The organism is uncultured Methanobrevibacter sp., from assembly GCF_947166415.1.
Lineage (GTDB): Archaea > Methanobacteriota > Methanobacteria > Methanobacteriales > Methanobacteriaceae > Methanocatella.
The window spans coordinates 1-10469 of record NZ_CAMVEE010000042.1 but is presented as its reverse complement, the minus strand read 5'-3'; the positions used below and the strand labels follow the sequence as shown (position 1 = coordinate 10469).

Here is a 10469-nt window from a genome sequence, read left to right as displayed (position 1 = left end):
ATTCTCGAACGCGAATCGTTCTTTTTCAATAGAATACGGCGTTCCGCCGGTTTTGTATGGATATTGAACTTAATGTTCTTTTAATTTAACATAAACTATATTTTATAGTTATTTGGGATTTTGGCTGTCGAACTTTTTTTGTTAAAAATTATCTTTAGGGAGTTGATATTATCGCTTCAGATTTAAATAGAACATCCAACGAAGTTGAAGAGCAGAAGGTTTGTCCGGGTTGCGGTTCCTCCAATCTAATGATTGATAGCAGTCGTGGAGAAATTTCATGCAACAATTGCGGACTTGTCATAGAAGAGGATTTGATAGACAGGGGTCAGGAATGGAGAGCCTTTAATCAAGAACAAAGGAATAAACGTACCCGAACCGGAGCTCCAATGACTAATGCCCTCGCAGATAAAGGTTTGTCCACAGACATTGACTGGAAGAACCGGGACGGTCATGGAAACAGCATTCCTGAGAGAAACTTGCCTCAAATGTACCGGATAAGAAAATGGAACAGGAAACTTAGAGTTTCCGGAACAGGTGAGAGAAACCTGGTTCTGGCATTATCAGAGCTTGACAGAGGTTCTTCAAAGTTGGGAATTCCAAGAAACATCAGGGAAGATGCTGCATTAATCTACAGAAGAGCTGCTAAAAGGAACATTGTTCGTGGTAGAAGCATTGAAGCAATGGTTGCAGCTTCTATTTACACTGCCTGCAGAATCTGGTGTGTTCCCCGTACCTTGGATGAAGTCTCAGAAATAACCAGCATCACCACAAAGAAAATTGGTGCATATTACAGGCTTTTAGTAAAAGAGCTCAATATTAAAGTGAAACCAACAACCCCTATGGACTTTTTATCTAGACTTGCTTCAAAACTAGGTCTTTCAGGTGAAGTGGAAGCAAAAGCAGCGCTGATTATTCAAAAATGCAGGGAAAAAGGACTAATCACTGGTCGTGAACCTACAGGAATTGCCGCAACAGCATTGTATGTCGCTTCAATATTCATGGGTGATAGAAGAACTCAAAGGGATGTTGCTGAAGTTTCAGGAGTAACTGAAGTTACAATTCGTAACAGATACAAGGAATTTTTAGACAATATTGATTTAAATTCTCTTTTCTAATTTTTCTAATTTTAGAAAATAGTTAAATATTATCTTTTATATATTATTATTGTCGTATCATTTTTAATGACCAATGCCTACGGTCCTTTTATGAGGGAAGTTGATACTGTCGATGATTAGAAGAAACCCAGCATTGGATAGGCTGCCCGTTTCGAGGGTTACTCGAGGAGCGAAGGGTATTCTAGCGATGATTCAAGAGAGTTAGTATACGGGCAACACTCATCAAAATATTTATTACTTATCAAATGCTCTTACCAAAAACACATTTTATATAGGAGTAATAAATATGGATATGCACAAAAAAGATGAGCAACTTTTAAGAAGCTTTTGTGATGAGAGATGTCTTAAAGATGTCACTTATGAAAGCTACGCCACCGCCATTGGTTTGTATTCAAGATACCATAAGAAACCATTCTACCAGTTGTTAGAAGAAGCTGAAAAGGAAGAGCGAGAAGAAGTCAAATGGAAACATTCAAAATTGAGAGCAAGACTTCTGGCATTCAGAAACCATCTGATGAAGAAAGGTCATCTCGCCACAACAGTTAAAAATTATGTCAGTAGGGTTATGACTGTATATGAAGAAGGTTTTGATATTGAAATCGGCAAAATGCCAAAGTTAAATCAGAAAAATGTCAAAAAGCCTATGCCTATTTCTTATAATGATTTGCCCGACAAGGAATTGCTTAGGCATATCCTGAAGATGGTCAATCCGTTGATGAAGGCGATAATTCTCTTCATGACCAGTAGCGGTTGTGCAAAAAGGGAAACTTTAAACATTACCATTCAGGATTTCATTGATGCAACCTATGAGTACCATCATAAGGACAATATAGATGATGTTATTGAAGCATTGCACGGGCGTGATGATGTGGTTCCGTCCTGGAGGTTAAGAAGACAGAAAACCAACAAGTACTATACCACTTTTTCAAGTCCTGAGTCCACAGCAGAAATAATTCACTATCTTGTGATAGATGAGAGGGAACTTACAAATTCAACTCCTCTTTTTAATATCAGTTCCACTCACATGAACAATACTTTCGGCAAAATCAACAACAAGCTGAACCTTGGAAAGGCAGGTTCCTACAACCGCTTCCGTTCCCACATGCTGAGGAAGTTTCATGCAAGCCAGCTTTATAATGACGGTTTGAGCATGGATGAAATCGATGAGCTTCAGGGCAGAGGAAAGGATCAGACCAGAACTTCCTATTTCATGGAAGACCCTTTGCGTTTAAGGGAAAAATATATTGAGCATATGGGTGCAGTCACAATCAATCTTGATGTTGAGAGGTTATCCATCAAATCTCCGGAGTTTCAGGCAATGGAGAGTGAAAATCAAAAATTGAATGCTGAACTGGATGGTCTTAAGAGTGAAGTTGATTATATCAAAAGAGCTTTGAGAAATAAGACTTAAAAGTTCTTTTCCATTTTTTTATTTTTTTTTAACTACAATTTTTCAACATGATGGTTTCATCATGAGTTTGATTTATACATTTTACTATTTCTTGTCATATTTTTTTGTCAAATTGTTTATAGGATTTTGGAAAAATACATGCCTTATCTTCAAGTATAACATTGTAATAATTAAACAATTTTGATATTTTATCAAATAGAAATGTTTAAATAGCCAAAATTACAGACTAGTATTAGCCATTACTAACTGGGAGCAATTTTACGAAGTGGGAGCAATTTTCCACTCTCGTACAACTTTTTTTTAGTAAGGCTTTAAAACCAGTTTAAGGAGGTAAAATATCAAAAAAAAAACAGTGAAAAAAGATTATGAAAAAATAGGTATAATACAAGTGGGCAAGTAGAAAAATAAAAATAATTATGCATGCGACGAAACAAGCTAAAAATTAATACTTTTCAAAACTTAACCCAATATCTAGTTTATTTTAAGGAATATATAAAGATTTTCAAATTAAATAAAGCAAAACTTATTTTATTCTAAATATTGCGATTGAGAATTGGATATTGATTTTACCAACATACTATTTTTATTTTCAAAGACTTCTGGCCACTTGTGTGTTTTAGATTGTAGACCATATAGTCCCATCCAAGATGATGGGCAAAAAGGGAGATACAAAAACATGTGTGAAGTAATAAAACCCCGGCCTAACGAAATAATAATTTTCAATAATTTCAGGGCACTTGAAGAAGCCATTGACGAAATTTCACAAACAGAAAACATCAGAAATGAAAGGGAATTCTTCGAGTCATACAGAATCAAGATAATGAAACTTGATTAAACACGTTAAGACGAACTAAAAATTTAAGATAAAATCGGGGGTCTGAAAATAATGTTGGAACAAGAAGTAAATGGAGAAACCCATGTTTTAGTCCCAAAAGACATCTGGGCTAGAATATGGTTGGTCTTTGATAGAATTGAAAACTTGGGTGAATTCAAATGAATGGCTATTCACCTATTGCAGTAATTGAGGTTGATTAATTATGACAACCTCAATTAATCAATTTGAAGACAATTTCTGCGGCATTTTAACTCACAGTGGTGAGGTCAAAATTGCCAAAGGTGATGTCGAACAGGAAATCCTCTATATCGATGATGACGGTATCGTATTGGTGGACGGTGGAAAAAAGGCATACCAAACAGTAATACACTCCAAGCTATTGCCATTGATTCATTATGCAACAGCTGGAGATATAGGATTCATCAAGTTCATAAGAGGAGAAGCCTACATTGTAGGGTTCAGGAAAAACAGGAGTGACTGACATGGAAAATACAATTCTTGAAATGCAAAAGAATCTCGATGAAGGACATTTCATTGCATTTGTATCTGCAAATGAAAATCCCTATTGTGCAGTAATGAAGTCAGATGAATTGAATTTCCCGGACAGTAAAACAGTTGTTATTCACAAAAACGATGGAAGAACTAAAATAATTAACTTGAATTTTATTATTGAGGTCTGCATCAGGAGAGTTGGTCAGTATGCCTAAACCAGCACGATTATATCCAAAAGAAGAATCGATGGATCCCAATCCAAAAATGATTTTTATTGGAAGCATGGTATTTGCCGTGGCTATCGGCTGGATTGGAATAGCAACAAGTACAGGAGGATTATAAATTAATCCTCCCAAATTTTTCAAGGTGATAAAAAATGGTAAAAGCAGAACTAATAGAAGAACCACAAGTGAGTGAAATTGTCGCTGCTGCTGATAATATCCCGGATGTTGGTGTAGCTATTGAACAGTGGGACGCTTATCAAAAACTCTGCAAAGGGTTACTCAATGACAGTGACTATCAGGAAATCATAGTCAAGGAAAAAGACGAAGACGGAAATTACGTTAAAGTGAAAAGACACTTCAAGAAAAAGTCAGCATGGCAAAAGCTATCCCGTGCATTCAATGTTGATACTGAAATCATTGACCGTGATTTGGAGAGAACCAAAATGGGCAGAATCAGAGAAGCATACTACTGCGTTCGTGCAACCTTGCCTAATGGAAGAAGTGTTGAATCAGATGCACTATGCTCCAGGTCTGAAAAAGGCAAAGACAAAGTGTCTGACCACACTATAATGAGTACTGCAAAGACCCGTGCAACCAATCGTGCAATAGCTGAACTGATAGGTGCAGGTGAAACATCAGCAGAAGAAATGACAGCAGAAAAGATTGTAACTCAATCAAAATTTCTAAAAGAGGATAACTCCTCTTAAAAATTTTTTAGGAGAGAATTAAAATGAGTTTTGAAAACACAAAACAAACTATATTTACAGGAACAGAATTGGACTTTGAAGAAATAGTTGAAATACCAGACGGATATGAAAAAGCCGAACTAAGAGACTTTGAAGATGGAACTTTAATAACCGGCAGGCCTGAAATGTCATCAGTCACATCATACACTTTCGATGATGACGGTGAGGAAAAAACCGTAAACCGTTTCAAGTTATTCATTTTCAAAGACAGCGAAAAACTATACGTTGAAATAAACGTTAACCTCAAAAACGATGGTGACCTTCACAAAAACATCAGAAAAGGAAGTGTGCTCTTTGACTTCATAACCTCTATCTTAGAATTGGAAAATGCAGGTTCAGTAGGCAGATCCAATATTCTTAGAAACGTCAACCTTGCAGAATACCGTGAATTCGTCAATAGCTTAGATGAAATGACCATACAGGTTAAAGAGAAATCCGGAAGCTACATCTATTACAGTTTCATTGTACGTGATGTCCAAGTAAAGTAAATGGAGTATAAACATGAGTAATGTAGCTGAATTACCGACAAAGGATACAATAACCCTAATCATCAACAGAAAGAATGTGGATAAGGTTACATATGTATTTAAAAACAGGTACGGTAATAAAATCGGAGAGTATACTAATAAATCTCCAGCTACATTATCTTCTCAGAGTAATGTCGCAAGGCAGTTCAAACAAATCGTAAATCCTAAAGGTGACCTCAAACCCAGACAGGTCAACAACCAGTTCAGTGAACTAAAACAGCTATTGCAGCTTAACTATGAAAATGAACTATCGGTAATTGAGCAGGAAATAGCTGACAAAAAGCAGGCCGAACAGGAAAAAGATGCCTCCAAATTAAAGGAGGCTATCACTAAACTGCAATCGTTGGACTGTCCATTGATTTATATTGGAAGCATTGTTGAATGGTTTACAGCAGGTGAACGCAACAATATCCTTTATGCATTTACTGTATATGCAGGTCAAGTCATTTTGCAAAATCCAGTATCAGTAATATGTCTGGGTGAGGCAAGCAGCGGCAAATCCCACATTCAGGAAACCGCACTGAAACTGATCCCTAAAAGATTTGTTGTCAATGAAAAGAAAATCACTGAAGCGGCACTCTTCAACCGTGCCAAAAAGGACAAATATTTCTATGACGGTAAAATCGTTAACTATGGTGATATGGGTGGAAGCAACGACCATGAATTCATGGAAGAGTCTAAAAACCTAATGAAGGAACTTCAATCCGACGGCTTTCTAAACAAGCCTTTAAACATTTCCGATGGTGAAGGAGGATGGGATGTAAAAGATTTGGAGCTTGTCGGCAGGCCCTGTCTTACATATACTACAGTGCCTAACCATTATTTTGATGACCAGGAAATGAGCAGAAGTATCTTTATTACTCCTAGAATGGATAACCAAAAGATATTCAATCAAAGAAATAGTGCACTGGAATTCAAGCATGGACGAAGCTACAAGATTCTAAAACAATATGAAAGGGAAGCTGAGCTAGTGCCATACATGCTGCTGCACCTTAAAGAAGTCTTTGAAGATATTGTGGTGATTAATCCATATGTGTATTTTGTCATAAACTTCCTTAAAAACTCTTCTTTCTATAAAAGGGATTTTGACAAGTTCAATGGACTTTTAAAAACAATAACGGCCTTGAACTATTACAACCATGAAGTCTATGACATTGGTGGCAAGAAGGTGATATTGACAAATATTGCAGATGTGCAGCTGTTTATGAGCCTGCTTAAGCCATACAAGGAAAGCATATCGGCCAACCTTGCTCCGAAAGCTGTTGAGGTTTTGAACGATATCAGGAACAATATTGATGAGTGGAGAATGAGCAAGGATAGGGAAGTGCTGGATATGGGAATCACAACCAACGATTACTTCTCACTTCAGAGCCTCGGACTGAGCAAGGCATCAGCAAGGAAATACATGTATGAACTGGCAGACAAGGGATTTCTACAGATTACTGATCATGTCGGCAGATCTAATGTATATGATCTTGCCAAAAGTGAAGTTGAATCCATAAACTATGACTTAAAGCATATTGACGATTCAACATATGAAAACATCTGCTATGAGATTGGTGAATGGGTTGTAGACATTATGAAGGAAGATAAATTTGTTGAGGGGTTAAGTATTATGAACTTTGATTCAACGGTTAAAAAACCAACATGGATAGATAAAAAACTATAAAAACTGAAAAAACCATGAAAACCATAAAAACTAAAAAACTATAAAAACCATGTAAACTTTAAAAAACTTTTTAAAAAGTTTTTATAAAAAATTGCTTACAGTTGTTTTTAGAGTAATTGATGGATTTTGTGTTGGGTTTGATGATGAGGATTTTATTAAAAAACTAAGGTTTTGAGGATAAATGGGGGCAAGTTTAACAAGTGTCCCCGCATACTCTGGAAAAATATGGTTTTTTAAAATTTCATTTTTGTGAAAACTAAGGAGAATCATTATTATTTGATTTAAAGATTTTCAAAGAGTTTTTAAAAAAAACCATCCCAAAAGTTCTCAATAGTTTTTATGGTTTTTAAGGTTTTTATAAAAATTGATTGTTATGAAATCTATAAAACAACAGATAATTGAAGCCAAAAAAGAAAAAAGAGAAAGGGAAGAAGAGATGTGGTTTGTAGATTACTGTAACAACTGCAAAACAGGATTGGCTTCAGAACACGATGTTGCCTGCCACCATCCATACTACTGCTGGCATGAAGGCGAAGCAGCTATTGTGCAAGCAGGGATTGTCATGATAGATGAGTTTAGAAGGCAGCATGGATACGTCACATCACAGATGTATTGGCAATATAAGGAGTTGAGAAAAAGGCAGCGCCAGTTAATCTGGCGAGGCAGAAGAGAATTATTAAGAGGTTAAATAATAAATAAGTTAGAGTTATGCAAAATAATCATATTTATTATATATAAAGAGATTTATATTTTTATATATTAATGAAAAGGTTCTGAAAAAAGTGAAAAATGAAATGGTTATTTAATGTTCAGAGCACTTAGGTATACTTTCAATAAAAGATTTGATATTATGAATGATGAAATGAATAAACATAAATCACCATTTGCCAAATATGACGATGGGGCAAAAACAAGAAAACCATTAACTTATGCACCAAGTGAGGATTTTAAAAGAACATTCTTGAAATTCATTGACAAAAGATTTAATTCAGTTAGTAGTGCAATTGATTTAATGGTTAAAGATTATATTTTCAAATATGCATTTGAATCAAAAGGATATTACGAAAAAACAATTGTTTGTGTGTTATCTAAAGGTGAAATCCATCATGCATTAGAAGATGATGCGTATGAACCAGTTGATTATGAAAGATTTAAAGATTTTCCTTTACCTATTCATAAAGTTGGGATACTTAATAGGCATGCTAAAAGTAAATTTGATGATGAGGTTGTAGATAATGAAATGGTTGAAAATTATGAACTCATTGCTGCTTTAGTTCATGATAAATCATATGGTGATGTTGATTTAATTACAAAAGATTTTGTTTATAATAATTATACTCATTCTTTTCTTCATTCATTAGAAGAAGATGCAATTGTTCTTGAAATAGCTTTGAATAATAATTTGGATGCAAATTTTAATGATGTTTATTGTTTTGAAAATGATGATGGAACTTTTGATGAAAATAAGCATGTTGGTGTTAATATTGTTAATCTGGGGGCTACTGAATTTCATGTGGATGCGTTTCCAATCATTTATTATTGGAGTTTAGATCAAGATTTTAATGTTGTTATTCAAGATATTTTCAAGATAACTAATGATGATTTGGTTAAGTTAGTTCACAAATATTGTGAGGATATGGGGGATTTGTTTACAATATTGGATAAGTTAATTGAAATTGGCACTGGTTATGAAATCCGATTAAAGGAAGAGTTGGAACATAAAAAAGAATTAGAACGTCAGTTATATAATTCGGAACAAAGAATCAAGAGATTAAGAAAAGCTATTGATATTGATAAGAAAGTTAATAATTAATTTATTTTATGTTATAACTTGTTATAACATATTATTTTTTTAAAATTGTTATTAATTTATCTTTTTTTATTGTTATAACAGGTTATAACAGTTATTTTATCAAAACATTTATATAATATTTTGTTTAATATGTATTATTGCAATTAGCAAAAAAAGTTAATTGTAGGCAAAAATTTTTAAGAATTTTTGTAACAAATAGTTTAAAATAAAAAAATCATTGGTTTAAACAAGTAAATAATCCAAATTAGGCACATGGGATTACTTACTTGGATAAAACTTTGCTTTCATTAAATCACCTAAAAGCATGATTTTATTTTTAGTTAATTACTAATATAAATATTACTACTTTTTTTGAAAGCATTGTTTTATCAGTTCCATGAATTATTGATTTAACTATTTTTCATAAAATTGGGATTGATAAAAATGGTAAAATGTGGATTATTTGTAAGTATGTTTGATGATTGCATTGAAAAATTGAATTCATTTGTATTTAAAACAAATGGAATATTTAACGTATTAATGATAGTATTTGTTGAATTAAGATTGAAAAAGCTCTTTGATGATTCATTAAGTGATTCAATTGTAAGTAAAATTTCAAAACAATTTGTAGGGGAATGATATTCGTGGCAATATTACTCGATAATTATAGATTTATTAAAACAAACTATTTTGACTTAAAACAAGCATTAACAAAACACGGTGCATCAAGATTTTGTTTTGATTTTGGATTTTTGAATCATGATTGCATAAACATGTATTCTAATTTTGCATTAGCTCCATTGAACAAAGATTTTGCATGTAAAAGAACACTTGTTTATGGAGATGGCAAAAAAATATCTATTAATTATAAATTTGGATTGTTTGATGATGATTTAATAAATATTGATCTTCCACGCATTGAAATCAACGAATCTAATTACAAAGAGGATGGAGTTATCATTTCTAAGTGGAATGATTATTTTGATATAATCAATTCATTAACAAAACATTTTGGATATGTGGATATTGATAATGATAAATCATTTATTTTATCAAATTGCGAGTTGATGAATTTTGCATTAGTTCCATTTACATTAAGGGTTGATGAAAATGATATTGTTCTGGAGAATGTGGAAAAAGAAATGACAACAAATGAATTTGATGCTTTCATTGAGTCCTTTGTTGTTGATGATTCTCTCCTATAAATGGATGTGATTAATAGATATTTTTTAAGAAGAGGAACAGTCTCTGAATAAAATTTTGTAAATAGTTGTAATGATTTAAGCAAGTATTGATTGCATTGGAACTAGTTTACAATGCAATCATATAATATTTTGATATTTTCTGTGGTTGGGGTAAAATTAAAATTTTAAATGTTATTAATTATCTTTCAGAACCTTTGGTGAATAATTCTGATATGGATGATTTATAACTATGTGGTTAATTTATATTATTTTGAAGATTACTCAAGAATGTATTGAATTCAATGGTTTACTTGTAGTTTAAATTCATTTTTAATATCATTGAATTATGATGATTTTCACATATTTTGCCGATAAGACTCTTTCAAAAACTTTGTTGATTTAAAATTTTTTGATGAAAATTAGTTGTGAATTTTTAATTTTATCTAAAAATAGTTAAATTTAATAAATAGGTGG

13 protein-coding genes are annotated in these 10469 nt (G+C 33.1%); all 13 read left to right on the top strand.

Annotated features, from left to right (window positions below; translation table 11 throughout):
* Nucleotides 1–170: 170 nt before the first annotated feature.
* The 13 genes from Q0W25_RS08300 to Q0W25_RS08240 all read left to right on the top strand — a co-directional run bounded on the left by Q0W25_RS08300 (nt 171) and on the right by Q0W25_RS08240 (nt 10016).
* Nucleotides 171–1115 (top strand): transcription initiation factor IIB, encoded by a 945-nt coding sequence (locus tag Q0W25_RS08300; RefSeq protein ID WP_298521095.1) that lies wholly within the window; start codon nt 171–173, stop codon nt 1113–1115.
* Nucleotides 1116–1401: 286 nt separating this feature from the next.
* Entirely contained in the window at nt 1402–2526 is a 1125-nt protein-coding gene (locus Q0W25_RS08295) for a tyrosine-type recombinase/integrase (RefSeq protein WP_298521093.1), read from the top strand.
* A 553-nt stretch (nt 2527–3079) separates the two neighbouring features.
* A complete protein-coding gene (locus tag Q0W25_RS08290; protein WP_298521092.1) occupies nt 3080–3361 on the top strand; it encodes a hypothetical protein in 282 nt (93 codons plus the stop codon).
* Nucleotides 3362–3563: 202 nt separating this feature from the next.
* Nucleotides 3564–3842: a hypothetical protein gene (locus Q0W25_RS08285; protein WP_298521090.1), complete on the top strand. Its 279-nt coding sequence runs from the start codon at nt 3564–3566 to the stop codon at nt 3840–3842.
* Between the two features lies 1 nt (nt 3843).
* Nucleotides 3844–4068, top strand: coding sequence for a hypothetical protein (locus Q0W25_RS08280; RefSeq protein ID WP_298521089.1), 225 nt, complete (start codon nt 3844–3846; stop codon nt 4066–4068).
* Nucleotides 4061–4195, top strand: coding sequence for a hypothetical protein (locus Q0W25_RS08275; RefSeq protein ID WP_298521087.1), 135 nt, complete (start codon nt 4061–4063; stop codon nt 4193–4195). The genes Q0W25_RS08280 and Q0W25_RS08275 overlap by 8 nt, the downstream gene beginning before the upstream one ends.
* A gap of 34 nt (nt 4196–4229) precedes the next feature.
* A complete protein-coding gene (locus Q0W25_RS08270) occupies nt 4230–4784 on the top strand; it encodes a hypothetical protein (RefSeq protein WP_298521085.1) in 555 nt (184 codons plus the stop codon).
* A 23-nt stretch (nt 4785–4807) separates the two neighbouring features.
* Complete coding sequence (locus Q0W25_RS08265; protein WP_298521083.1) at nt 4808–5311, top strand: hypothetical protein; 504 nt, start codon at nt 4808–4810, stop codon at nt 5309–5311.
* A gap of 13 nt (nt 5312–5324) precedes the next feature.
* Entirely contained in the window at nt 5325–7019 is a 1695-nt protein-coding gene (locus Q0W25_RS08260; RefSeq protein WP_298521082.1) for a hypothetical protein, read from the top strand.
* Nucleotides 7020–7392: 373 nt separating this feature from the next.
* Complete coding sequence (locus tag Q0W25_RS08255) at nt 7393–7707, top strand: hypothetical protein (protein WP_298521080.1); 315 nt, start codon at nt 7393–7395, stop codon at nt 7705–7707.
* Between the two features lie 162 nt (nt 7708–7869).
* Nucleotides 7870–8832 carry a hypothetical protein gene (locus tag Q0W25_RS08250; protein WP_295588931.1) on the top strand — a complete coding sequence of 321 codons (963 nt, stop codon included), beginning with the start codon at nt 7870–7872 and terminating at the stop codon, nt 8830–8832.
* Between the two features lie 423 nt (nt 8833–9255).
* Complete coding sequence (locus tag Q0W25_RS08245; protein WP_295588933.1) at nt 9256–9450, top strand: hypothetical protein; 195 nt, start codon at nt 9256–9258, stop codon at nt 9448–9450.
* Nucleotides 9447–10016, top strand: a complete 570-nt coding sequence (locus Q0W25_RS08240; protein WP_298521077.1) for a hypothetical protein — start codon at nt 9447–9449, stop codon at nt 10014–10016. The genes Q0W25_RS08245 and Q0W25_RS08240 overlap by 4 nt, the downstream gene beginning before the upstream one ends.
* Nucleotides 10017–10469: the final 453 nt, after the last annotated feature.